The organism is Pseudomonas sp. URIL14HWK12:I5 (genome assembly GCF_900176445.1).
Classification (GTDB): domain Bacteria; phylum Pseudomonadota; class Gammaproteobacteria; order Pseudomonadales; family Pseudomonadaceae; genus Aquipseudomonas; species Aquipseudomonas monteilii.
Window position 1 is genome coordinate 88186 of record NZ_FWXQ01000011.1, and the last position, 24526, is coordinate 112711.

The window sequence follows — 24526 nt, forward strand, 5'->3', positions numbered from 1 at the left end:
GGGCACAACGTCTTGACTGACTCACGCAGTTTTTGGGTTACAGGCGCCAGCAACGGATTAGGTCTGGCTTTGGTGGAACGCTTGCTCGAACAGGGCCATTGCGTTGCCGCCAGTGCTAAGGAAAGCGATGAATTGAACGCCTTGGCGGCACAGCATGGGCGGCGCTTCTTGCGCCTGCCCTGGCAGTTGCATGCCGATGGGCAAGCGGCCGATGCGTGCCAGCAGATATGCCATGCCTGGTGCTCGCTGGATGGTCTGGTCATCAACGCCGGTACCACCGACTACCTGGATGCCCCACTGGCGGGCAGCGATGTGTTCGAGGCGATTGTCACCAGCAACCAGCTGGCGGGTGAACATAGCCTTGCCAATGCGCTGCCTTTGCTGTTGAAAGGTGAATCACCGCAGGTGATGGCCGTTTTCAACCGCTATTCGGCGCTGCAGCTGTATGCACCAACCCAGGTGAGCGCTGGCTGGAACAATATGCCGCAATGGATGCGTGAACAGCGCAAGACGCTGAAAGGCCAAGGGATAGACGTTACGGTGGTCAGCCCCCAATCGCTGAAGACACCCGTGACGCCGGCGCAAGCCATACCGGAGGAATGGACGCCGCGGCGTGCGGCTGAAGAACTGCTGCGGCGGTGGCCACAGAGAGAGCCAGAGCTGGTGCTGGAAACACTTGATCTGAGCAGTCTATGGCCGCTGCCACGTAGCTAGACGGCTAACGTGCCGGCTACAGCGCCATGCGGTAATGCAGGCTGTAGCTCTCTACTCCATCGTTGGGCTCTTTGATACCCGCGTTGGAGTAGTGAATGGCCCGCACGCCGATCTCATGCCCGCCAGCAAAGCGCAAGCCAAAGCCGATGCGGTCTTCGAACTGGAATGCCGAGCCCAGCTCGTTGCTTTCCAGCTCGGTGCTGGAAAACGCTGCCACACCGATCCCGGCTTCGATGTAGGGCTTGACCGACGCCCCGGCAAACTCATAAACGAACACTGGCGCGAACGAAAGGCTGTGGTTGCTCGCCGTCTCATCGCCATCCCAATAGGTGTAGGCCCCATCCCAATAGCCGGTCAGGCGGCCAACGCTGGTCTGCCACCAACTGGCATCCCAGTTTGATTGCAGTCCAAGCCGGTAGACCATTGTCGAGTCACCGGTCTGACCTACCGAAAAGGAAACATCGGCTGCCTGCGCCGATAGTGCTTGCCCCAGAGTAAAAGCGGCAGCCGCCGCCAAGCCGAGCAGTTTCTTCATGAGAAACATCCTTCTTCCTGATGCTGTTATTAAAGCCTGCCTCATCTCAGGCAAAGCGGTAGAGCGCGGCAGTGGAACGATAGTTCAGCTAATTTTCACGTTTTTTTCACAACGCAAAGCTTTGCACATCGCCAGACTCATGCCACAGCATCGGTAGGATATTTCTGAGGGTTTGCGGGTCGGCGCTGGTCCAGAAGCGGGTATCCCGGGCCGGCCCATCGGCCAGCAGGTCATTCGCGCCCAGCAGCCGCTGCAACTGGCGCGCCACCGCGGCGCCGGTGTCGATGATGGCCACATCGGCTGGCACCATGCCGGCCAGCAACGGGCGCAGGAAGGGGTAATGGGTGCAGCCCAGGATCAGCGTGTCGCAGCCAGCGGCCAGCAACGGCTGTACATAACCTTGCAACAACTGGCGCACTGCCGGGCTGGCCAGGTCGCCGGCCTCGATCAACTCGACCAACCCCGGGCAAGGTTGGGTGATGACCTGTACGTCATTGGCAAAACGGTCGAGCAAGGCGGCGAACTTGGCGCTTTGCAGGGTACCGGTGGTGGCCAGCACACCGACCACGCCCGAGCGCGTGGCGGCGGCAGCGGGCTTCACCGCCGGCTCCATGCCCACCAGCGGCCAGGTCGGGTACAACTCGCGCAGGTCGGCCACCGCCGCCACCGTGGCGGTATTGCAGGCCAGTACCATGGCCTTGGCGCCCTGTTCATGGAAGAACGCAGCAATGCGCCGGAGACGCTCACGGATATAATCTGGCGACTTCTCGCCGTAGGGTATGTGGCCGCAATCGCCCACGTACAGCAGCGTCTCGTTGGGCAGCAGCCGCTGGATCTCGGCGAGCACCGACAAGCCGCCAACCCCGGAGTCCATTACGCCGATTGGCGCCGAACGCTCAGCCATCGCGCTTGCCGCAGACTGCACAGGCCGGGTCGCGCTTGACCCGCAATTCGCGGATGCGCGTGCCGAGAGCATCGATCAACAGCAGGCGGCCGACCAGCGGCTCGCCGAACCCGGCCAGCAGCTTCATCGCTTCCAGCGCCTGCAAGCTGCCTACCAGCCCCACCAGTGGGCCGATCACACCGGCTTCGCTGCACGTCAGCTCGGCTTCGCTGCCATGCCCGTACAGGCAGTGGTAGCAAGGGCTGTAGTCACGTCGCGGGTCGAACACCGACAACTGCCCTTCCAGGCGGATCGCCGCGCCGCTGACCAGTGGCTTGCCAGCCGCGACACACGCGGCGTTTACCGCCTCGCGGGTACCGAAGTTGTCGGAGCAATCCAGTACCAGGTCGACCGCCGCCACGGCGGCAGCGAGCGAGTCCTCGTCCAGTGCTTGGCGGTGGGCAACCAGGCTGATTTCCGGGTTGATCGCCTCCAGGCGCTGCAAGGCCGAGTCGACCTTGCTCATGCCGACACTGGCACTGTCGTGGATGACCTGGCGTTGCAGGTTGGTGAGGTCGACGGTGTCGAAGTCGGCCAGGTGCAGCTCACCCACCCCGGCGGCGGCCAGGTACAGGGCAACTGGCGAGCCAAGGCCACCGAGCCCGACGATCAGCGCCTTGCTCTGCTTGAGCCGCAACTGGCCATCGATGTCGATCTGGGCCAGCAGTACCTGCCGGCTGTAACGCAACAGTTCCTCATCACTCAGCATGGCAGGCGCCCCAGGGTAATGCGTTCACGGCCGCCCAGGTCCGTGCGGCTGGCAACCTCGATAAAACCGTGTTCCGCCAGCAAGGCGCGTACCGCTGCTGCCTGATCGTAGCCATGCTCCAGCAACAACCAGCCCCCCGGCAACAGGTGCGCAGGGGCTTGGGCAGCAATCACGCGCAGGTCGTCCAGGCCATCGACGCCAGCGACCAGCGCACTGCTGGGCTCGAAGCGCACGTCACCGGCCACCAGGTGAGGATCTGCAGCTGCGATGTAAGGCGGGTTACTGACAATCAGGTCAAAACGCTCGCCGACCAGGCTGTCGAACCAGTGGCTTACCCGCACCTGGGCATTAGCCAGGCCCAGGCGCTGGCGGTTGCGCTCAGCCAGGGCAGCGGCTTCCTCTACCCGGTCAACCGCAGTCACCTGCCAGGCCGGGCGATCACTGGCCAAGGCCAGGGCAATCGCGCCCGTACCGGTGCCCAGGTCCAGCACCTTGGCTGGCGAGGCGGGTTGCAGTTCGAGGGCCGTCTCGACCAACAGCTCGGTGTCTGGCCGCGGGATCAGGGTATGCGGCGCCACTTCCAGGTCGATTGTCCAGAAGCCCTGCTGCCCGAGAATGTAAGCCACCGGCTCGCCGCCACGGCGGCGCTGCAGGTAACCCGCGTAAGTCTCGGCATCTTCGCTGCTGACGATACGCTCGGGCCAGGTGTGCAAGTAACTACGCGACTTGCCGATGGCAGCCGCCAGCAGCAATTCGGCATCCAGCCGTTCGGTGGGCGATTCGGGCAACTGCGCGTTGCGCAGCAGGCTGGCGATGATGGTCATCAGTCCCCCAGGGCGGCCAGTTGATCGGCCTGGTATTCGGCCAGTAGCGGTTCGATCACCGCCTCTACGCCACCACTGAGGATGTCGTCCAGCGAATACAGGGTCAGGTTGATGCGGTGGTCGGTCACCCGGCCCTGTGGATAATTGTACGTGCGGATGCGCTCGGAGCGGTCGCCAGAGCCCACCAGCAGCTTGCGTTCGCTGGCGATGGCATTCTGTGCTGCGCTGGTCTGCATGTCGTTGAGCTTGGCCGACAGCCAGGACATGGCGCGAGCCCGGTTCTTGTGCTGCGAACGCTCTTCCTGGCATTCGACCACGATGCCGGTAGGCAAGTGAGTGATGCGGATGGCCGAGTCGGTCTTGTTCACGTGCTGGCCACCGGCGCCGGAGGCACGGTAGGTGTCCACGCGCAGGTCGGCCGGGTTGATTTCGATGGCGGCCTGTTCGTCCGGCTCGGGTAGCACCGCCACCGTGCATGCGGAGGTGTGCACACGGCCCTGGGATTCGGTCTCGGGTACGCGCTGGACGCGGTGAGCGCCCGACTCGAACTTGAGCTTGCCGTAAACGTTCTCACCCTCGACACGGGCGATGATTTCCTTGTAGCCGCCGTGCTCGCCTTCGTTCTCGGACAGAATTTCCAGGCGCCAGCCGCGCTTTTCGGCGTAGCGCGAGTACATGCGGAACAAGTCGCCAGAGAAGATCGCCGCCTCGTCGCCACCGGTGCCGGCGCGGATTTCGAGGAACACGTTGCGACCATCGTTAGGGTCTTTGGGCAGCAGCATGCGTTGCAGCTGCGCCTCCAGCGTCAACAGTTGCTCCTTGGCTTCACGCACTTCTTCCACGGCCATTTCGCGCAGGTCCGGGTCACTGTCCTTGAGCAGCGCCTGGGCGCCTTCGAGGTCGTCCTGCACTTTGCGCCACTCTTTATAAGCAGCGTAGACCGGCTCCACCTCGGCGTACTCACGGGAATACGCGCGAAAGCGTGTCTGGTCGGAAATGACTTCGGCGTCACCGAGCAGGGCGGTGAGTTCTTCGAAGCGGTCCTGGAGGATTTCCAGTTTATTCAGCAGCGACGCTTTCATTGCGGGGATTTGTCCGTGGAGCCCTCGTTGAGGGCAAAGAGTTCCTGGGCCATGGCCAGCGCATCGAGGCGGCCCTCGGCCGAGAGCTTTTTCAACTGCACGCTGGGCGCATGCAGGAGTTTGTTGGTCAGGCCCCGGGCCAGTTGGGCCAGCACGTCTTCGGGGTTGCCGCCGTTCGCCAGCAGGCGCTGGGCTTTTTGCAGTTCTTCGTCGCGCAGGCGCTCGCTTTGCTGGCGATAGGCCTTGAGCACATCCACCGCAGCCAGTTCACGCAGGCGCAGCATGAAGTCTTCGGCGCCCACCGACACCAGCTCTTCGGCGGCCTGGGCCGCGCCCTGGCGGCTCTTGAGGTTTTCCGCCACCACATCGTGCAGGTCATCGACAGTGTACAGGTAGACATCGTCCAGTTCGCCGACTTCAGTTTCGATGTCGCGCGGCACGGCGATGTCGACCATGAAGATCGGCTTGTGCCGGCGCTGCTTGAGCGCACTCTCGACCGCGCCTTTGCCCAGGATCGGCAACTGGCTGGCGGTGGAACTGATGACGATGTCGCTGTTGGCCAGCTCCTGGGGGATGTCGGCCAGCAGCACGGCATGCGCACCGAACTGCTCGGCCAGCGTGCTGGCGCGCTCCAGGGTGCGGTTGGCCACGACGATACGACGTACGCCCTGCTCGTGCAGGTGGCGGGCGACCAGGGTGATGGTTTCGCCGGCACCGATCAGCAAGGCCTGGCTGCGACCCAGGTCGGCGAAGATCTGTTTGGCCAGGCTGACCGCGGCAAACGCCACCGAAACCGGGTTTTCGCCGATTGCAGTGTCGGTACGCACCTGCTTGGCGGCGCTGAAGGTGGCCTGGAACAGGCGCCCGAGCAGCGGGCCGACGGTACCTGCTTCACGCGCCACGGCGTAGGCCGACTTCATCTGGCCGAGAATCTGCGGCTCACCGAGTACCAGCGAGTCCAGGCCCGAGGCCACGCGCATCATATGCCTCACGGCATCGTGCTCTTCGTGCACGTAGGCGCTGGCGCGCAGCTCGTCGAGGCTGAGGCGGTGATAGTCGGCCAGCCATTGCAACACGGCGTCGGCGGACAGGTGGTCCTGCTCTATATACAGCTCGCTGCGGTTGCAGGTCGACAGGATCGCCGCTTCGCGGCTGGATGTCAGTCGGCAGAGCTGCTGCAGGGCGTCTACCAGCTGCTCTGGGGTAAACGCCACGCGCTCGCGTACGTCTACCGAGGCAGTCTTATGGTTGATACCAAGTGCAAGAAAGGCCATGCAAGGTCGCTGGTTGTGACGGGAAGCCGATAATTGTCCTCTTTCGCAGGTTTTTGGACAACCACCGTTCGCTATTGCGCTGATAACGCTGCGGCTATCGCCGCGTCCAGGCCAGCATCAGCGGTAATTTCACCCCTCCCCCGCTTTTGATCTGGCTTTTGATCTGGCTTTTGATCTTGATCTTCGCGACTTCAGGAGGCCGAACGCAGGCCTTGCGGAGGGCTGTGACGGGCATGGATGCCCGTCAAGCGCTGGGCCCCAGGATGGGGCCTGCAGCGCGGTCCTCCCGGGAGCAAGGCCGGAGTGAGGGAACCCCGGAGCGCAGCGTAGGGGCCGGATGATGGGAGCGCAGCGTTTTTTGGTTACTTTTTGCCGCGTTTGGCAAAAAGTGACTCGCCGTAAGGGCGAAAAGGTGAGTATGCGTCGCCACCGCATACGAACTTATCGCTATATAAAAACCATCGCTTAAGCTTTTCGCTTTTCGCTTTTAGGCGTGGGCATCAACAACACAGTAAACATTCATTCTCGAAGGTGGCGCTCAGTCACCTTTCCGCCCTTACGGCGGGTCCCTTTTTGTCGTGGCAAAAAGGAACCAAAAACCGTCCGCTCCCATCATCCGGCCCCTACGCTGCGCTCCGGGGTTCCCTCGCTACGGGCTTGCTCCCGGGAGTACGCGCTGCAGGCCCCATCCATGGGGCCTCAGCGCTTGACGGGCATCCATGCCCGTCACCTCCCTCCGCAATCCCTCCGCTCGGCCTCCTGAAGTCGCAATCTGCAGCGCCTGAACTATCGCGCGCTTAGAAGCAAAAGCTGAAGCAAGAGCAAGAGCAAGAGCACTGGATCGTGTTGGCAGGCTCTGCGGCGAACCACGCAGGCGCTGCGCGGTCTGCATAAGCGAAGCGCAGCTTCATACCTTCGCAGGTGGGTTTGCCACCGCGCTTGTGTCATCATGCTCCGACCGCCGGTGAGTCCTTCTAAAGCCTTCTATGAACAAACCATACGCATTGCTGCTTGCCTTCGCCCTGCTTCAGGGCTGCCAGAGCCTGGCCCCGCAAAAGGCCGAGCCTCCCGTCGCCGAGGCCGCAAAGAGCGAGGCCCAAAAGCCCGTGGTGTATGGCTCGTTCAAGCAGGACACACTCTATAGCCTGCTGGTCGCAGAGCTGGCCGGCCAGCGCAACCGCTTCGACATCGCCCTGGCCAATTACACCGACCAGGCCGCCAAAACCCAGGACCCTGGGGTTTCCGAACGTGCCTATCGCATCGCCGAGTACCTCGGCGCCGACGAGCCATCGCTGGAAAACGCCCTGGTCTGGGCCCGCAACGACCCGCAAAACCTCGACGCCCAACGCGCCGCCGCCATCCAGCTGGCCCGCGCCGGCCGCTATGACGACGCCATGGCCTATATGGAAAAGGTGCTGCAGGGCCAAGGCGACACCCACTTCGACTTCCTCGCCCTGTCTGCCGCCGAAACCGACCAGAGCACCCGCGATGGCCTGCTGCAAAGCTTCGAGCGCCTGCTGGTGAAATACCCGAACAACGGCCAGCTGGTGTTCGGCAAAGCGCTACTGCTGAATCAGGACGGCAAGGCCGAAGAGGCACTGGAGCTGCTTGAGTCGCACCCGGCGCAGAACGGCGAAATCGCCCCGATCCTACTGCGCGCCCGATTGCTGCAGACTCTGGACCGTGGCCCGGAAGCCCTGCCACTGCTGCGCAGCGCTATCCGCGACAACCCGGATGACAAGCGCCTGCGCCTGACCTACGCCCGCACCCTGGTCGAGCAAGACCGCATCGCCGATGCCAAGGGCGAGTTCCTCAGCCTGGTCCAGCAGTACCCTGACGATGACGAACTTCGTTACTCCCTGGCGCTGGTGTGCCTGGAGAACAAAGACTGGGATGAAGCCGAAGGCTACCTGCAGGAACTGATCGAGCGTGACAGCAACGTCGACGCCGCGCACCTGAACCTGGGCCGCATCCGGGAAGAGCGCCACGATCCCGCAGGCGCTCTGCGCGAATACGCGCTGGTCGGCCCTGGCCCCGATTACCTGCCCGCGCAACTGCGCCAGGCCGATATCCTGATTGCCAACGGCCGAGGCACCGACGCTTCGCGCCTGCTCGCCGAAGCCCGCGAAGCCCAGCCGGACCTCGCCATCCAGCTGTACCTGATCGAGTCGGAAAGCTACAGCAACAACAACAAGGACGCCCAGGCCAACCAGGTGCTTCAACAAGCCATCCAACGGTACCCAGACGACCTCAACCTGCTGTACACCCGCGCCATGCTGGCCGAAAAAAGCGACGATCTGGCACAGATGGAAAAAGACCTGCGCGCCATCATCACCCGCGAGCCAGAAAATGCCATGGCCCTGAACGCCCTGGGTTACACCCTGGCCGACCGCACTACCCGCTACAGCGAAGCCAAGGCGCTGATCGACAAAGCCCACCAGTTGACCCCGGACGACCCGGCAGTGCTCGACAGCCTGGGTTGGGTCAACTATCGCCTGGGCAACCTCGACGAGGCCGAAACCTACCTGCGTCAGGCCTTTGCCAACTTCCCCGACCATGAAGTGGCCGCCCACCTGGGTGAAGTGCTGTGGGCCAACGGCAAGCGCCGCGAAGCCCGCCAGGTGTGGGCCAAAGGCTTCGAAGCCCAGGCCGACAGCCCCATCCTGCGCAAGACCCTCCTGCGCCTGACCGGATCCGAGACCCTTTAACGCCATGTTCCTGCGCCATTGCATCTCCTTCACCCTGATCGCCCTGCTGGCCGGTTGTGCCGGTTTCGGTAGCCGCGAGGCCCTGCAGGGCCACGGCAACCCACAACAGTGGCGCGCCCATAAAGAACAACTGAGCAGCCTCGATGGCTGGCAGATCAACGGCAAGGTCGGCATCCGCGCCCCGCGCGACTCCGGCAGCGGCACGCTGTTCTGGCTGCAGCGCCAGGACTACTACGACATTCGCCTTGCCGGCCCGCTGGGCCGTGGTGCCGCACGCCTGACCGGCCGCCCGGGTGGTGTGGTACTGGAAGTGGCCAACCAGGGCCGTTACGAGGCCACGAGTCCCGAAGCTTTGCTGGAAGAGCAGCTTGGCTGGCAACTGCCGGTGTCCCACCTGGTCTGGTGGGTACGCGGCCTGCCCGCCCCCGACAGCAAGAGCAAGCTGACCCTGGACGGTGACAGCCGTCTGGCCAGCCTCGACCAGGACGGCTGGCAGGTGCAGTACCTGAGCTACACCGAGCAGAACGGTTACTGGCTGCCCGAGCGCCTGAAACTGCACGGCAAGGACCTGGACGTGACCCTGGTGGTCAAGGACTGGCAGCCACGCCAGCTGGGGCACTGATCACATGCAACTCACCCTGCCCGCCCCGGCCAAGCTCAACTTGTGGCTGCACATCATCGGCCGCCGCCCAGATGGTTACCACGAGCTGGAAACCGTGTTCCAGTTTCTCGACCATGGCGACGAACTGAGTTTCGCCCTGCGTGACGATGGCGTGATCCGCCTGCACACCGAGATTGAAGCCGTACCGCACGACAGCAACCTGATCGTGCGCGCCGCCCGCAAGTTGCAGGAGCAATCCGGCACCACGCTCGGCGCCGACATCTGGCTGACCAAAGTGCTGCCCATGGGTGGCGGCATCGGTGGTGGCAGCTCGGATGCCGCCACCACCCTGCTGGCCCTGGCCCACCTCTGGCAGCTGGACTGGGACGAAGACCGCCTGGCCGCACTGGGCCTGAGCCTGGGCGCCGACGTACCGGTATTCGTGCGCGGCCATGCGGCGTTCGCCCAGGGCGTGGGCGAACAGCTCACCCCGGTAGACCCGGAAGAACCTTGGTATGTCGTGCTGGTGCCGCAAGTGTCTGTCAGCACAGTAGAAATTTTTTCGCATCCACAGTTGACACGTGATTCACTCCCCCTTAAGATGCGCCCCGTTCCCAAGGGAAACAGTCGAAATGACTGCCAACCGGTGGTAGAGCAGAATTACCCAGAAGTTCGCAATGCATTGAATTCACTGGGGAAATTCACTGAGGCTCGACTAACCGGCACTGGAAGTTGTGTGTTTGGGGCCTTCCCAAGCAAAGCCGAAGCTGATAAAGTTCTGGCCCTTCTTTCAGCGACCCAAACAGGGTTTGTGGCGAAAGGAAGCAATGTTTCGATGTTGCATCGCAAGCTGCAAAGTCTGGTCAAGAAGCCGAGCGCATAAGCGTTCGCAGCAACAGATACAGGGGCGTCGCCAAGCGGTAAGGCAGCAGGTTTTGATCCTGCCATGCGTTGGTTCGAATCCAGCCGCCCCTGCCATTTTCCTTATACTCATCCAGGTATACCCTCAGCCTTCAGGTACTGCGCGTGTCCAAGATGATGGTCTTTACGGGGAACGCTAACCCCGATCTGGCTCGGCGTGTCGTACGTCAGCTGCATATCCCTCTCGGTGACGTCTCTGTCGGTAAATTCTCCGACGGTGAGATCAGCACTGAGATCAATGAAAATGTTCGCGGTAAAGACGTTTTCATTATTCAGCCGACCTGTGCCCCGACCAACGATAACCTGATGGAACTGGTAGTGATGGCCGATGCCTTCCGCCGCTCCTCAGCATCCCGAATCACCGCCGTGATTCCTTACTTCGGATATGCCCGCCAGGACCGCCGTCCGCGTTCGGCACGTGTAGCCATCAGCGCCAAAGTCGTCGCTGACATGCTCACTGTCGTGGGTATCGACCGTGTTCTCACCGTCGACCTGCACGCTGACCAGATCCAAGGCTTCTTCGATATCCCGGTCGACAACATCTACGGCTCGCCCGTACTGGTCGACGACATCGAAGACCAGCGTTTCGAGAACCTGATGATCGTCTCCCCGGACATCGGTGGTGTCGTGCGTGCACGTGCAGTCGCCAAGTCCCTGGGTGTCGACCTGGGTATCATCGACAAACGCCGTGAAAAGGCTAACCACTCCGAGGTTATGCACATCATCGGCGACGTCGAAGGGCGCACCTGCATCCTGGTAGACGACATGGTCGACACCGCCGGCACCCTGTGCCACGCGGCCAAAGCCCTGAAAGAACACGGCGCTGCCAAGGTTTACGCCTACTGCACGCACCCTGTCCTGTCGGGCCGCGCGATCGAGAACATCGAGAAGTCGGTACTGGACGAGCTGGTGGTGACCAACACCGTTCCGCTGTCCGCCGCTGCTCAAGCCTGTGACCGTATCCGCCAGCTGGATATCGCACCGGTTGTCGCTGAAGCGGTACGCCGCATCAGCAACGAAGAATCGATCAGCGCGATGTTCCGCTAAGCGGAACGCGTGTTGATATGAAGCGCCCCGCCCCAACATGTGTTGGGGCGGGGCTTTTTTGCCATCCCCGTTGGCGCTGGTCGCAAACGCCCTCGGGGGGCTATTTTGGAGAAGTAAAATGACTGATTTCATCCTGAACGCCCAAGCGCGTACTGACCTGGGGAAAGGTGCGAGCCGCCGCCTGCGTCACTCGCTGAGCATCCCAGCCGTTGTCTACGGTGGCGATAAAGAAGCTCAATCCCTGACCATCCTGGCCAAGGAAATCACCAAGCTGTTCGAAAACGAAGCTGCCTTCAGCCACGTTATCGAGCTGAACGTTGACGGCGTTAAGCAAAACGTCATCATCAAGGCCATGCAGCGCCACCCAGCCAAGCAGTTCATCATGCACGCCGACTTCGTTCGCGTTGTTGCTGGCCAGAAACTGACCGCTGTTGTTCCAGTGCACTTCATCAACGAAGAAGCACCGGTCAAGAAAGGCGGCGAGATCTCCCACGTTGTTTCCGAGATCGAAGTTTCCTGCGAAGCCAAAGACCTGCCTGAGTTCATCGAAGTTGACCTGGCCAACGCCGAAGTCGGCACCATCATCCACCTGTCGGATCTGAAAGCTCCGAAAGGCGTAGAGTTCGTTGCTCTGGCCCACGGTGATGACAAAGCTGTTGCCAACGTTCACGCTCCACGCGTTGCTCCAGAAGCAGAAGGCGCTGCCGAGTAATCTACTCGCACGCCGGCGTTGATCGGGTTACAGTGCCGCGCGCCCTGTAACCCACCAACTCCAAGGAAGAGCCCCTGACGTGACCGCCATCCAGTTGATCGTCGGCCTGGGTAACCCCGGCCCCGAATACGAACAGACCCGGCATAACGCAGGGGCTCTTTTCGTTGAACGCATTGCCAGCGCACAGCGTGTTTCGCTGACCGCTGACAAGAAATATTTCGGCCTGACGGCTAAGTTCAGCCATCAGGGCAACGACGTTCGTTTGTTGATCCCCACCACCTACATGAACCGTAGCGGCCAGTCCGTGGCGGCCTTGGCCAATTTCTTCCGCATCAAGCCGGAAGCGATCCTGGTGGCACACGACGAACTCGACCTGCCTCCGGGCGTTGCCAAGCTCAAGCGCGGCGGCGGCCATGGTGGGCATAACGGCCTGCGCGACATCATCGCGCAGCTCGGCAACCAGAACGACTTCCACCGCCTGCGGCTTGGCATCGGCCACCCGGGCGACGCCAAACTGGTCTCCAACTTCGTCCTGGGCCGCGCGCCGCGCGCCGAGCAGGAGAAGCTCGACGCCAGCATCGATTTTGCCCTCGGCGTGCTGCCGGACGTGCTTGCCGGCGACTTCGCCAAGGCGATGCGCGAGCTGCACAGCCAGAAGGCCTGATTTCCTTTAGAGAGGGGAATACCCATGGGTTTCAATTGCGGCATCGTCGGCCTGCCCAACGTCGGCAAGTCCACCCTGTTCAACGCCCTGACCAAGTCTGGCATCGCGGCGGAGAACTTCCCTTTCTGCACCATCGAGCCAAACAGCGGCATCGTGCCGATGCCCGATGCGCGCCTGAATGCGCTGGCTGAAATCGTCAAGCCAAACCGCATCCTGCCCACCACCATGGAATTCGTCGACATCGCCGGCCTGGTGGCGGGTGCGTCGAAAGGCGAAGGCCTGGGCAACAAGTTCCTCGCCAACATCCGCGAGACTGACGCCATTGCCCACGTGGTGCGCTGCTTCGAAGACGAAAACGTGATCCACGTTTCCAACAGCGTCGACCCCAAGCGTGACATCGAGATCATCGACCTCGAACTGATCTTCGCCGACCTCGACAGCTGCGAGAAGCAACTGCAGAAGGTTGCCCGCAACGCCAAGGGCGGCGACAAGGAAGCCCTGGCGCAGAAGGCTATCCTGGAGCAGTTGATCCCGCACTTCACCGAAGGCAAGCCAGCGCGCAGCCTGATGAAGAACATGAGCGCCGAAGACAAGGCGGTCATCCGCGGCTTCCACCTGCTGACCAGCAAGCCGGTGATGTACATCGCCAACGTGGCGGAAGACGGTTTCGACAACAACCCGCACCTGGACGTGGTCAAGGCCATTGCCGAGGAAGAAGGCGCGGTGGTGGTGCCGGTGTGCAACAAGATCGAAGCGGAAATCGCCGAGCTGGACGACGGTGAAGAGAAGGACATGTTCCTCGAGGCCCTGGGCCTGGAAGAGCCTGGCCTGAACCGTGTGATCCGCGCCGGTTACGAGCTGCTGAACCTGCAAACCTACTTCACTGCCGGCGTGCAGGAAGTACGTGCCTGGACCGTACGCGTGGGTGCCACCGCACCACAAGCCGCTGGCGTGATCCACACCGACTTCGAAAAAGGCTTCATCCGCGCTGAAGTGGTGGCCTATGACGACTTCATCCAGTTCAAGGGTGAGAGCGGTGCCAAGGAAGCCGGTAAATGGCGTTTGGAAGGCAAGGATTACATCGTCAAAGACGGCGACGTGATGCACTTCCGCTTCAACGTCTAAGCGGTAGCCTGCTGTAACCACAAACCCCTTGAGGCTTACGCTTCAAGGGGTTTTGTTTTGCCCGGCCCCCCCAGCACCAGGCTCAGGTCCTCGGTCATGTGCAGGCGGGCATTGAGGTGCTGGAGGCCCTGCCCGCCATCGACAGTACAGGAAGCGCTATAGTCGGCGTTGCCCGCGATGGGCTCATGGGTTCAAGGAGGACAGATGAAAGAACACCAGTACGAAGTGCAAGTGACCTGGACCGGCAACAAGGGTGACGGTACTTCCAGCTATACCGCCTATGCACGCGACTTCAACGTTGAGGCCCCCGGCAAGGCTGCCTTGGCCGGATCGGCAGACCCCGCCTTTCGCGGTGACCCACAGCGCTGGAACCCGGAAGACATGCTGGTAGCATCGCTGTCGGCCTGCCACAAGCTCTGGTACCTGCACCTGTGTGCGGTGAATGGTGTAAATGTGCTGAAGTACGTCGACAAACCACTGGGGCGCATGGTGGAGGGCGATACACAGGCGAAGGGTCGCTTCACTCAAGTGCTATTGCGCCCGCAAGTGACCATCAGTGCAAGCTCGGACCGGGAGCTTGCCTTGCGTATGCATGAGGATGCGCACCATGAGTGCTTTATTGCCAACTCGGTGAACTTCCCGGTTGAATGCGCGCCAGTGGTGACGACTGCATAGATGGATTGAGATTGAAGGGGCTGCTGCGCAGCCCCCCATCCCAACATCTAAGCTGTGATTGAGTCCCCTCCTCCCCCAGAGCCTGCATCATGCCCGAACCCACTCGCTTCGACTGGCAACGCTGGTTACCTGGCCTGGTCACCCTGCTCCACTACAAGCCAGCCTGGCTGGCCAAGGACATCGCCGCCGGCCTGGTGCTCACCACCATGCTGGTACCCGTGGGCATTGCGTACGCCGAAGCGTCCGGCGTACCCGGCATCTATGGCCTGTATGCCACCATTATCCCCTTGCTGGCCTATGCCCTGTTCGGCCCCAGCCGCATCCTCGTACTGGGCCCGGACTCGGCACTGGCCGCGCCGATCCTGGCGGTGGTGGTGCAGTACGCCGCCAGTGACCCGCAGCGGGCAATCGCCATCGCCAGCATGATGGCGCTGGTCGCCGGGGCGTTCTGTGTAATTGCCGGGCTGCTGCGCCTGGGCTTCATCACCGAGTTGCTGTCCAAGCCGATCCGCTATGGGTACATGAACGGAATCGCCCTCACGGTGTTGATCAGCCAACTGCCCAAGCTGTTCGGCCTGTCGGTGGACAGCCAAGGACCGCTGCGAGATATCTGGAACCTGATTCAGGCCTTGCTTGCCGGCCAAGGGCATTGGCCAAGCTTCATGGTCGGTGGTGGCAGCCTGGTGCTGATCCTTTTGCTCAAGCCCTTCAAGCGGGTACCGGGCATCCTCATTGCCGTGGTGCTGGCCACGCTGGCGGTGAGCCTGCTGGGGCTCGACCAGCAAGGCGTGAAGGTGCTCGGCGAGTTGCCCCAAGGGCTCCCCGGTTTTGTCTTCCCCTGGGTCAGCGACATCGACCTGGTGGAGGTGCTGCTCGGTGGCATCGCGGTAGCGCTGGTGTCGTTCGCCGACACCAGTGTGCTGTCGCGCTCCTATGCCGCCCGCCTGAAAATGCCGGTCAACCCGAACCAGGAAATGTTCGGCCTGGGTATAGCCAACCTGGCTTCGGGGCTGTTCCAGGGTATTCCGATCAGCAGCAGTTCATCGCGCACGCCAGTGGCCGAAGCGGCAGGCTCGCAAACCCAACTCACCGGTATTATCGGCGCGCTGGCGGTAACCCTGTTGCTGCTGGTGGCGCCCAATCTGATGCAGCACCTGCCCAACAGTGCCTTGGCCGCCGTGGTGATTGCTGCCGCACTGGGCCTGTTCGAGTTCACCGACCTCAAACGTATATTCCACATGCAGCAGTGGGAGTTCTGGCTGTCGTTCACCTGCTTTGTCGGCGTAGCCGTATTTGGCGCTATTCCAGGTATCTGCATCGCCGTGGCCATCGCAGTGATCGAGTTTCTGTGGGACGGTTGGCGGCCGCACCATGCGGTACTGGGCCGGGTGGATGGCACGCGGGGCTACCATGATGTGCAGCGTTATCCAAAGGCCCGACGCATTCCAGGGTTGGTGCTGCTGCGCTGGGACGCGCCGCTGTTCTTCGCCAACGCCGAGCAGTTCCAGAGCACAGTGATGGCGGCAGTGGACGCGTCGCCTACACCGGTGCAGCGGTTGATCATCGCGGCGGAGCCAGTGACCAGTATCGACATCACTTCGGCCGACATGCTGGCCGAGCTGGACCGGGCACTGGAAGCACGGGGGGTGGAGTTGCAGTTTGCCGAGATGAAGGATCCGGTGAAGGACAAGATGCGGCGGTTCGGATTGTTCCACCATATGGGGGAGAATGCCTTTCATCCAACGGTGGGCGCGGCGGTGGATGCCTATCTGGATGAGAGCGGAGTTGACTGGCAACCCTAGGCAGCCCGAACCCGGCGCCGATCAATCCAGATCAGCATGGCACTGGCATACACCGACACCGCCAGAAACAGTGCCATGCGCACCGCAAACGCCTTGTACACATCCTGCCCGCCAGCACTGTCCTGCACCGACTGCCCCAGCAGGATCAACAGGGTCGTCAGGCAGCTCACCCAGTACGCCGGGCTCTGCCGGTTCTGCACCACCTGATACAGCCGGCGCGCCTGCCAGAGCGCGAACAGCAGCACCCACAAAAAAAACATCCACAGGTGCACGAACAGGCTCAACGCGCCCCACATCAGTATCGCCAGCAACCCGGCGAGCAACGTTGAGCCAACCAGCTCACGGCTGGCGTGCCGCGCGCGGGTTTCGCCGGCCTGTTGCCCCACACTCACTGCCTTCATGATCAGCGGCATGTACTGGTCCGGGGCAATCAGCGCCAGCAGGAAAGCCGGCATCACAATCAACGTGGCGCGCAACGCTACCCAGCTGACATGCGCGCGCCCCGGCAGCGGCGGTACCGGCTGTGCCGGCGCATTGGCAGGTTCGGGAAACAGCACATGGGCCAAGGCCGTGCCCAGCACCGCAAGCAACATGCCTTTGGCCAGCGCTTCGACCACCGAGAGGGCCAAGGTGAAGTCGCTGGTACCCGCAGCAGCAATCATGGTCAGGCCGACTATCAGCAAGTTGGCCAGCAGGCCGTTGCCGCCCATCAAGGCATAGCGCAACGTGAGAAAAACGCCCACGCCCACCAGCAACACTCCGCTGACCGGGGCGTGACGCAACAGTGGAATCAGCAATAACCCGCTGCCACACGCGAGCAGCACCAGTACCGCCAAGGCGGGTGCCGCGCGCAACGGCAATGGCTGGCTGCGCATGGCCAGCAACAGCACGGCGAACACCGGTGCCAGGATCGGCACGGGCAGGCCGATGCCGAAGCTGACCACCAGGCACAGCGCCACGCCCCAGGCCAGGCGCAGGGCCCGCAGGCGGCGCAATTCAATAGGCATACGACAGCCAGCTCATCAGCCACATGAACAACCTGCCCGGCAGGTTCAGCGGGTTGCCTTCGCCAGGCAAGGCCATGACCTCGGCCTGGCCACCAACCCGCAGCACGGTCTTGTCCTGAAGTTGGTCGCGCTCAAGCTCGACAATCACCGGGAAGCGCTGTGCCGAACGCAGCCACTCGCGGCTGTTCTGAACGGTCGGCAAAGTACCCGGCGGGGTGCCCTGGCCCACGCTCACGCCGTAGCCAATGCTGCGAACACGCCCCTTCAACACGGTACCGGGCAGCGCATCGAGCACCACCAGCACCGGGGTGTCGGGGCGCAGGCGGCCGAGGTTGTTCTCGGTCATGTCGGCACTTATCCACACGTCGTGGATACTGATCAGCGTCATCATCGGGCTGCCAGCCCCGACATAATGCCCAACGTCAGTGCGCAGGTCGGTGATCAGGCCATTCGCATCAGCGCGCACCACCGTGCGCGCCAGGTCAAGCCGTGCCTTTTCGACATTGGCCGCAGCACTGCGCAGCTGGGCGTTGTCCTCCTGCGCCCCGCCCTGCTGCTCACGGGCCCGCTCCACCTCCGCACGGGCCGCCGCCACCTGGCTGATGGCCTGGTCGCGGGTAGCCTGGGCGCCTTCCAGGCGACGTACCGATACTGTGCCGGGGTCCTCATCAATCAGGCGCTTGAGGCGCTCGGCGTCCTGCCGGGCCTTGCGTGCGTTGGCCTCGGCGGCCACGAGCGCGGCCTGGGCCGAGTCGATGCCGGCGGTACTGGCGCCGATCTGACGGCGCACGGTTTCGAGGTCGGCTTCGGCGCGGGCCAAGGCAATGCGGTACTGTTCCTGATCGAGCTCGAACAGCACATCGCCCTGGCGCACCTCCTGGTTGTTGCCGACTGCGACACGCTTGATCTGCCCGGCCACTTCGGCGGCCACCGGAACCACGTACGCCTGCAGGCGGGCCTGCTGGGTGTACGGCGTGAAGCGGTCGGCCAGCAAGTACCAGAGCAGGCTCACGGCTATCAGCAGCAGCACCCAGCGCATGCCGCGATCAGGGGCCGGCGGGGGGGGCGTAGGCGTGCTGTCGCTCATTGGTTTTCACCTTGTGCGTGTGCGGTGGGGGCTGGCTCGTCGAGCAGCTCGCCCCAGTCGGTGCGGTGCTGCATGTGCTGACGGGTGGCCGGGTCGATCGGTGCGCGGCGGGCATCCCAGCCACCGCCCAAGGCCTTGTACAAGGTCAGCAGGCTGCTGACTGCATTGCCACGGCTGACCAGGTAACCGTCCTGTTGCTGCAACAGCAATTGCTGGGCATCGAGCACGCGCTGGAAGTCGGCAAAGCCTTCGCGGTACTGCGAGCTGGCCAGGTTCAGCGAACGCTGTGCAGCCTGCGAGGCCTGGTCGCGAATGGTTGCGCTCTGCAGCGAGCGGACAAGCCCGCTGGCGGCATCGTCGGCTTCGCGGGCCGCTTCGCGCACGTTTTGCTGGTACAGCTCGATCAGTTGCTGCAAGCGGGCATCCTCTACGCGCACGGCATTCTTGCGCCGGCCATAGTCGAACGGGTTCCAGATCAGGCTAGGGCCAGCAGCCAGGTCGAAGGTGTCGGGCAGATGACTGGCGGATAAAAAGGTCCAGCCAATGCTGCCCAGCAGGCTCAGCTGTGGATAAAGATCGGCCTCGGCAACCCCAACCAGCGCCGACTGCGCCGCCACCGCCTGCTCGGCAGCGCGGATGTCCGGGCGGCGCTGCAAGAGGTTGGCCGGTACGTCCTGAAGCACCGCGCGGTCTGGCAATGGCAGCTGGCCATGGCCGGCCTCCAGCTGCGGTAGCGGTCCTGGCGGGCGGCCCAGCAGCGAGCACAGCACGTTGCGCAGCGCGTTGAGCTGGTTTTCGAACTCGGGGATGGTGGCCAGGGTCGCCAGGTATTGGGTGCGCGCCTGCTGCCAGTCGAGTTCGTCATTTTCGCCGTGGCGGAACAACCGCTCGGTGATCTCCAGGCTACGCGCCTGGCGCTCGGCGTTCTCGCGCGCGATATCCAGCCGTGCCTCGGCGGTCCGCAGGGCGAAGTAGGTGTCGGCCACTTGTGCACGCAACAGCAGCATGGCATCGGCGTAATTGGCCTGGGAAACGAAGTAGGCCGCATCTGCGCTTTCGATGGCGCGGCTGAAGCGCCCCCAGAAGTCAATCTCCCAACCGATGTCGAAGCCCACGCTGGATTGCCAGAACACCGAGTCGCGCGCTGCTGCAGCGCCGGACTGGTCTTGTTTCAGGTACAGGCTCTGCGCGCTCAACTGTTGCAACTGTGGATAACGCCCGGTCTGCACGATGGCCAGCTGGGCACGGGCTTCGGCGATGCGCAGGCCCGCCACGCGAAGGTTGGTGTTGTTGGCATCGGCCTCGGCAATCAGCGCGTCCAGCATTGGGTCGGCGAACACCGTCCACCAGCGGCGCAGGTCGGGCGCCGCAGCGCTGCGCCCTGCCTGCTCCAGCAAAGGCGTGCTCCAGCCAGCCAACCAAGGAGCCTGGGGCTTTTCGAAATCCGGGCCAACCTGGGTGCAGCCGGCCAGCACTACCAGCAGCCCCAGACCATAGCCGTACGTGGGCATGGCAACCCCTGGCTCAGGCAGCAGGTGGTGTTGGTTGCTCCGGCACCTGCAGTGCAACCCATTGCCAGAACAACACGTAGGTGACGCCAAGGATCACCGGGCCGATGAACAAGCCGATGATCCCTTTGACCACCATGCCGCCCAGCGCCCCGATCAGCACCACCGGCATCGGCACGTCCACCCCTCGCCCCAGCAACAGCGGCTTGAGCACGTTGTCGGCCAGCCCGGCAACGAAGGTGTAGATGGCAAACACGATGGTCGCGGCGGTAAAGCCTTCGACGTTGAACACATAGATGATCACCGGCACCGTGACAAGGGTAGCGGGCGCCTGGGCAATCCCCAGCATGAGGATGACGATGGCCAGCATGCCGGCCCCTGGCACCCCTTTGACCACGAAGCCGACGCCGATCAGCAACATCTGGATGAACGCAATGCCGATCACACCTTGGGCCACCGCACGAATGGTCGCGGTGCATAACTTGGCCAATGGCTTGCCCCGCTCCTCACCCGATACCCGCATGGCGATACGCTGTGCCGCGATTTCACCACGGTCACCAAAGGCCATGATCACCCCGGAGATGATGATCGCACCGATGAACAGCAAAAAGGCCCCCCCGGCACTGGCCGCAGCACCCAGCACCGTGCGCCCGGCGCCCTTGAGCTGGGGCATCCACTGGTTCAGCACACTGGCCATGTTTTCGGAGGCCGCCAACCAAAGGGCATGCACCTTCGGCCCGATCAGTGGCCAGGCCGCCACGGCGTCAGGTGGGGTCGGCACGCTCCAGGCTCCGCTTTTGAGTAACGTCACCAGGCTGTCCACCGATTCGCCGATGGACATCACCACCAGGTAGATCGGCACCAGCAGCACCACCAGTACCAGCACCACCACCAGCGTCGCCGCATACCCCTGCTTGAGGCCGGTACGGCGCTGGAGGCGACAATGCAACGGGTACAGGGTGACCGCGAGGATAACCGCCCACAGCATCAGCTCCAGAAATGGCTGGAACACCTGAAAGGCAAAGATCACCAAGGCAGCCACCAGGCCGGCTTTGATCAGCACATCGAGCAAACCCCGCGACAGGGCGCTGTCCAGCTTGATACCCGGTTGCATGCTTCACCTCCGAACATTCAGTTCGTCATGTGCCACGGTTCAGTCACTCGTTTCCGGGGTTGCCTGTACGGGGCTGGCGTCTCGTAACTGCCGCGCCAAGGCCATCATCACCAGCGGTACCACCGCCATCGACAAGGTAATGGCCAGCACCAGCACGTCATGCACTTGCCGAGTCAGCACCTGATGCTCCAGCGCCAGCTTGAACACCACGAAGGCAAACTCGCCACCCGAGGCCAGCACCACGCCCAGGCACAACGCCTGGGCCTTGTTGAGCCCGCCAACCGTACGCCCGAGGCCATACAGCAAGGGCAGCTTGATGGCGACCAGCAACACGGTCAGGCCTAACACCATCAGTGGCATGCCAAACAGCAGGCGCAGGTCGGCACTCATGCCCACGCCAACGAAGAACAGCCCCAGCAGCAGGCCTTTGAGCGGCTCGATCTGGGTTTCCAGTTCGTGGCGAAATGGCGACTCGGCCATCAGCACGCCGGCCAGAAATGCACCCAGTGCCATCGACACGCCCACGTGCTCCATCAGCCAGGCGGTGCCCAGCACTACCAGCAAGGCCGTGGCCGTCGACAGCTCGGGCAAGCCCGAACCCACCGTCCACTTGAATACCGGGGTCAACAGATAGCGACCAAAGACAATCAGCACGCCTATGCCGACAGCCACTGCCAGCAGCGGCCAGGCCCCTTCGTCGGCGGTGCTGACATCGCCCCCGAGCAGCGGCACCACGGCAATCAAGGGAATAGCGGCAATGTCCTGAAACAGCAGGATGGCCACCGCCAGGCGACCGTGCGGCTTGCCCAGGTCCTTGCGCTCGGCCAGTACCTGCAAGCCAAAGGCGGTGGACGACAGCGCCAGGCCAAGGCCCAGCACGATGGCAGCGGGTTTCGATTGGTCGAACAGCCAGTACGCCAGCAGCCCAAGCAGCACCGCAGTCAGCCCTACCTGCAAGCTGCCGACGCCGAACAGCGCCCGGCGCATGGTCCACAGACGCCGGGGTGAGAGCTCAAGGCCAATCACGAACAGCAGCATGACCACGCCCATTTCCGACAGCCGCGCCACGTTGTCCGGGTTGTCGAGCAGGCCGAACACCGAAGGACCAATCAGGATACCCGCCAGCAGGTAACCCGGTACCGCCCCCATTTTCAGGCGCTGTGCCAGCGGAACCAGAAGCACCACGGCCAACAGGAACACCACCGTCGCCTGCAACAGGCTGCCGTCATGTGGCATGAGCTCGTACCTTCGCAGCTCCCCGCAGGGAGGGGGTCAGAAGCGTTCTTCAACGACCTTGAACGGATAGGCCACAGCCTTGTACTTGCCGATCTTGCCGCGTTTGGGCAACTTCACCAGCTGGTCGCGGGTGATGTCCTTGTAGGGAATGCGGCCAAGCAGATGGCTGATGATGTTCAGCCGGGCGCGCCGCTTGTCGTTGGAATGGGCCACGAACCACGGTGCCCAGGCGGTATCCGACGCCTGGAACATGTCGTCACGCGCCTGGGTGTAATCATCCCAGCGGGTGTACGACTTGAGGTCCATCGGCGACAGCTTCCACAGCTTGCGGCCGTCATTGATGCGGTCCTGCAGGCGCCGGGTCTGCTCTTCGGCGCTGACTTCAAGCCAGTACTTGATGAGGATGATCCCCGACTCGACCATGACCTTTTCGAACACGGGCACACCGGTCAGAAACTTGTCCACTTGCTCGTCAGAGCAGAAGCCCATGACCCGCTCGACCCCGGCGCGGTTGTACCAGCTGCGGTCGAAGATCACCACTTCGCCCGCAGCGGGCAGGTGGCCCAGGTAGCGCTGCAGGTACATCTGGGTTTTCTCTCGCTCGGTCGGTGCGGGCAGTGCCACCACGCGGAACACCCGTGGGCTGACGCGCTCGGTGATGGCCTTGATGGTGCCACCCTTGCCGGCACCGTCACGGCCTTCGAAGACGATGCACACCTTCAGGCCCTTGGCGACCACCCACTCCTGTAGCTTCACCAGCTCTACATGCAGGTGTTTGAGCGCTTTTTCGTAGGCCTTGCCGCCCAGTTTTTCTGGCATTTCCTGGGTGGTTTTCTTCCTGGACGGCTTCGACATGACACTCTCCTTAAGGGGAATGAAGAGTCAGTATGGTCGATTCATGACGGTTTGCCGCTTCGCTTGCCGGCTGAGAGGGGGCTGCGGTGCAGCCCCCCCAAAAAAAACCTACTTGGCCAACTTGTTGTAGCTGGTCATCAGGTTGCGGTAATCCGGAATATGGTTGGAGAACAGGGTCCCCAGCCCTTCAATGTCATTGCGCCAATCACGGTGCAGCTCACAGGCCACGCCGAACCAGGTCATCAACTGTGCACCGGCAGCCTCCATGCGCCGCCAGGCGGAGTCGCGGGTGAGTTCGTTGAAGGTGCCAGAGGCGTCAGTGACGACGAACACCTCGAAGCCCTCCTCCAGTGCCGACAGTGCCGGGAAGGCCACGCACACTTCGGTGACCACACCGGCAATCAGCAGCTGCTTCTTGCCAGTGGCTTTTACCGCCTTGACGAAGTCTTCGTTGTCCCAGGCGTTGATGTTGCCGGGGCGTGCAATGTAGGGGGCGTCGGGGAACTGCTCTTTCAGTTCCGGCACCAGCGGGCCGTTGGGGCCAGTCTCGAAGCTGGTGGTGAGGATGGTCGGCAGCTTGAAGTATTTGGCCAGGTCGGACAGAGCCAGCACGTTGTTCTTGAAGCGGTCGGGGTCGATATCCCTTACCAGCGAGAGCAGGCCGGTCTGGTGGTCGACCAGCAGCACCGCAGCGTTGTTCTTGTCCAGACGCTTGTATTCGAAGGCCATGGCGGATCTCCTTGCTTCAGCGGGTTGGGAGTATCAGCGTAGGCAAGGATGCAGGGCTGCAGAGGCCGTCGGTCGGGTTTGCCTGGCCGCTCCCTTCAGCTTCAAAAGGAAGCTCTGCCATCACTTCACAAATTCCTGAACTGATTATTTGCCGCCAGCGATTTTTCCCCTCGCCAACCGCCACCAGAATCGCTTCACCATAATCACAAAAACCGTGAGGCCACTCCCGTGGACCAGACTCTCCAGGTACGGCAGGCGGCCGCCGACCTCGTCGCCGCGTTTGCCAGCAACGACACCGCCCGCTATTTCGCCTGCTTCAGCGAAGACGCCACCTTCCTCTTCCACACCTTGCCGCAACCGCTGCTGTCGCGCCGTGCCTACGAAGACCTCTGGGCCCAGTGGCAGGCCGAGGGTTTTGCCGTGCTCGCCTGCGAGTCGGGCAATGCTCAGGTGAGCGTGCAAGGTGATGTGGCGATCTTCATGCACGATGTGGCCACCCATATCCGCATCGCCGGTGAAGAACACCAGTTGAGCGAGCGCGAAACCATCGTGTTCCGCCGCCACGGCGAACAGTGGCTGGCCTGCCACGAACACCTGTCGGTCGTATCGCCGGCCTGATCACCTTTTTACGCGGCCCTGCCGCCCTGCCATCGC

Annotated in this window: 24 protein-coding genes and 1 tRNA gene; 12 read left to right on the forward strand and 13 right to left on the reverse strand. The window is 62.7% G+C overall.

Annotated elements, in window-relative coordinates; translation table 11 throughout:
* The first annotated feature begins 12 nt into the window (after positions 1–12).
* The gene (locus B9A31_RS23095; protein WP_084297403.1) at positions 13–714 is read left to right on the forward strand and encodes an SDR family oxidoreductase; all 702 of its coding nucleotides are present in this window, start codon (positions 13–15) and stop codon (positions 712–714) included.
* Positions 715–730: 16 nt separating this feature from the next.
* Here the strand turns inward: B9A31_RS23095 and B9A31_RS23100 are convergent, their stop codons facing one another.
* The 6 genes from B9A31_RS23100 to hemA form a co-directional block, all read right to left on the reverse strand.
* Positions 731–1249 carry an acyloxyacyl hydrolase gene (locus B9A31_RS23100; protein WP_025754819.1) on the reverse strand — a complete coding sequence of 173 codons (519 nt, stop codon included), beginning with the start codon at positions 1247–1249 and terminating at the stop codon, positions 731–733.
* Between the two features lie 106 nt (positions 1250–1355).
* Complete coding sequence (gene murI / locus B9A31_RS23105; protein ID WP_019099808.1) at positions 1356–2153, reverse strand: glutamate racemase; 798 nt, start codon at positions 2151–2153, stop codon at positions 1356–1358.
* Complete coding sequence (locus B9A31_RS23110) at positions 2146–2901, reverse strand: molybdopterin-synthase adenylyltransferase MoeB (protein WP_016713305.1); 756 nt, start codon at positions 2899–2901, stop codon at positions 2146–2148. Before B9A31_RS23110 ends, murI begins: the two co-directional genes overlap by 8 nt.
* Positions 2895–3725, reverse strand: coding sequence for a peptide chain release factor N(5)-glutamine methyltransferase (prmC, locus tag B9A31_RS23115; protein WP_084297404.1), 831 nt, complete (start codon positions 3723–3725; stop codon positions 2895–2897). The genes B9A31_RS23110 and prmC overlap by 7 nt, the downstream gene beginning before the upstream one ends.
* Positions 3725–4807 (reverse strand): peptide chain release factor 1, encoded by a 1083-nt coding sequence (prfA, locus tag B9A31_RS23120; RefSeq protein WP_016713307.1) that lies wholly within the window; start codon positions 4805–4807, stop codon positions 3725–3727. Before prfA ends, prmC begins: the two co-directional genes overlap by 1 nt.
* Positions 4804–6081: a glutamyl-tRNA reductase gene (gene hemA / locus B9A31_RS23125; RefSeq protein WP_019099810.1), complete on the reverse strand. Its 1278-nt coding sequence runs from the start codon at positions 6079–6081 to the stop codon at positions 4804–4806. Before hemA ends, prfA begins: the two co-directional genes overlap by 4 nt.
* 986 nt (positions 6082–7067) lie before the next feature.
* On the opposite strand from hemA, the gene B9A31_RS23135 reads away from it, so the two are divergent.
* From B9A31_RS23135 to B9A31_RS23180, 10 genes are all read left to right on the forward strand, one after another.
* The gene (locus B9A31_RS23135) at positions 7068–8789 is read left to right on the forward strand and encodes a tetratricopeptide repeat protein (RefSeq protein WP_019098858.1); all 1722 of its coding nucleotides are present in this window, start codon (positions 7068–7070) and stop codon (positions 8787–8789) included.
* A gap of 4 nt (positions 8790–8793) precedes the next feature.
* Positions 8794–9411: a lipoprotein insertase outer membrane protein LolB gene (gene lolB / locus B9A31_RS23140; protein ID WP_019098859.1), complete on the forward strand. Its 618-nt coding sequence runs from the start codon at positions 8794–8796 to the stop codon at positions 9409–9411.
* Between the two features lie 4 nt (positions 9412–9415).
* Positions 9416–10273, forward strand: a complete 858-nt coding sequence (ispE, locus tag B9A31_RS23145) for a 4-(cytidine 5'-diphospho)-2-C-methyl-D-erythritol kinase (RefSeq protein ID WP_019098860.1) — start codon at positions 9416–9418, stop codon at positions 10271–10273.
* Positions 10274–10293: 20 nt separating this feature from the next.
* Positions 10294–10368, forward strand: a tRNA-Gln gene (locus B9A31_RS23150).
* 48 nt (positions 10369–10416) lie between these two features.
* Complete coding sequence (locus B9A31_RS23155; protein WP_003247410.1) at positions 10417–11358, forward strand: ribose-phosphate pyrophosphokinase; 942 nt, start codon at positions 10417–10419, stop codon at positions 11356–11358.
* 118 nt (positions 11359–11476) lie between these two features.
* Positions 11477–12070: a 50S ribosomal protein L25/general stress protein Ctc gene (locus B9A31_RS23160; RefSeq protein WP_016713313.1), complete on the forward strand. Its 594-nt coding sequence runs from the start codon at positions 11477–11479 to the stop codon at positions 12068–12070.
* Between the two features lie 79 nt (positions 12071–12149).
* Positions 12150–12734, forward strand: a complete 585-nt coding sequence (gene pth / locus B9A31_RS23165; RefSeq protein ID WP_012270476.1) for an aminoacyl-tRNA hydrolase — start codon at positions 12150–12152, stop codon at positions 12732–12734.
* 24 nt (positions 12735–12758) lie between these two features.
* Positions 12759–13859 carry a redox-regulated ATPase YchF gene (gene ychF, locus B9A31_RS23170; protein ID WP_016713314.1) on the forward strand — a complete coding sequence of 367 codons (1101 nt, stop codon included), beginning with the start codon at positions 12759–12761 and terminating at the stop codon, positions 13857–13859.
* A 204-nt stretch (positions 13860–14063) separates the two neighbouring features.
* Positions 14064–14534, forward strand: coding sequence for an OsmC family protein (locus tag B9A31_RS23175; RefSeq protein ID WP_084297405.1), 471 nt, complete (start codon positions 14064–14066; stop codon positions 14532–14534).
* Positions 14535–14623: 89 nt separating this feature from the next.
* On the forward strand, positions 14624–16336 hold the full coding sequence (locus tag B9A31_RS23180; protein ID WP_025754677.1) for a SulP family inorganic anion transporter: 1713 nt from the start codon (positions 14624–14626) through the stop codon (positions 16334–16336).
* On the opposite strand, the gene B9A31_RS23185 is transcribed toward B9A31_RS23180, so the two are convergent.
* The 7 genes from B9A31_RS23185 to ycaC all read right to left on the reverse strand — a co-directional run bounded on the left by B9A31_RS23185 (position 16333) and on the right by ycaC (position 23872).
* A complete protein-coding gene (locus B9A31_RS23185) occupies positions 16333–17343 on the reverse strand; it encodes a DUF2955 domain-containing protein (protein ID WP_025754678.1) in 1011 nt (336 codons plus the stop codon). The two genes, B9A31_RS23180 and B9A31_RS23185, sit on opposite strands and share 4 nt — an antisense overlap.
* Positions 17333–18430 carry an HlyD family secretion protein gene (locus tag B9A31_RS23190; protein ID WP_016713318.1) on the reverse strand — a complete coding sequence of 366 codons (1098 nt, stop codon included), beginning with the start codon at positions 18428–18430 and terminating at the stop codon, positions 17333–17335. Before B9A31_RS23190 ends, B9A31_RS23185 begins: the two co-directional genes overlap by 11 nt.
* Positions 18427–19941 (reverse strand): efflux transporter outer membrane subunit, encoded by a 1515-nt coding sequence (locus tag B9A31_RS23195; RefSeq protein WP_084297406.1) that lies wholly within the window; start codon positions 19939–19941, stop codon positions 18427–18429. The genes B9A31_RS23190 and B9A31_RS23195 overlap by 4 nt, the downstream gene beginning before the upstream one ends.
* Positions 19942–19954: 13 nt before the next feature.
* Complete coding sequence (locus tag B9A31_RS23200; RefSeq protein WP_025754680.1) at positions 19955–21052, reverse strand: AI-2E family transporter; 1098 nt, start codon at positions 21050–21052, stop codon at positions 19955–19957.
* Positions 21053–21091: 39 nt separating this feature from the next.
* Positions 21092–22288, reverse strand: coding sequence for a monovalent cation:proton antiporter-2 (CPA2) family protein (locus tag B9A31_RS23205; protein ID WP_019098864.1), 1197 nt, complete (start codon positions 22286–22288; stop codon positions 21092–21094).
* Between the two features lie 36 nt (positions 22289–22324).
* The gene (ppk2, locus tag B9A31_RS23210) at positions 22325–23143 is read right to left on the reverse strand and encodes a polyphosphate kinase 2 (RefSeq protein WP_027615760.1); all 819 of its coding nucleotides are present in this window, start codon (positions 23141–23143) and stop codon (positions 22325–22327) included.
* A 108-nt stretch (positions 23144–23251) separates the two neighbouring features.
* The gene (ycaC, locus tag B9A31_RS23215) at positions 23252–23872 is read right to left on the reverse strand and encodes an isochorismate family cysteine hydrolase YcaC (protein ID WP_019098866.1); all 621 of its coding nucleotides are present in this window, start codon (positions 23870–23872) and stop codon (positions 23252–23254) included.
* Between the two features lie 228 nt (positions 23873–24100).
* Here ycaC and B9A31_RS23220 point away from each other — a divergent pair, with 228 nt between their 5' ends.
* A complete protein-coding gene (locus B9A31_RS23220; protein ID WP_025754682.1) occupies positions 24101–24490 on the forward strand; it encodes a YybH family protein in 390 nt (129 codons plus the stop codon).
* Positions 24491–24526: the final 36 nt, after the last annotated feature.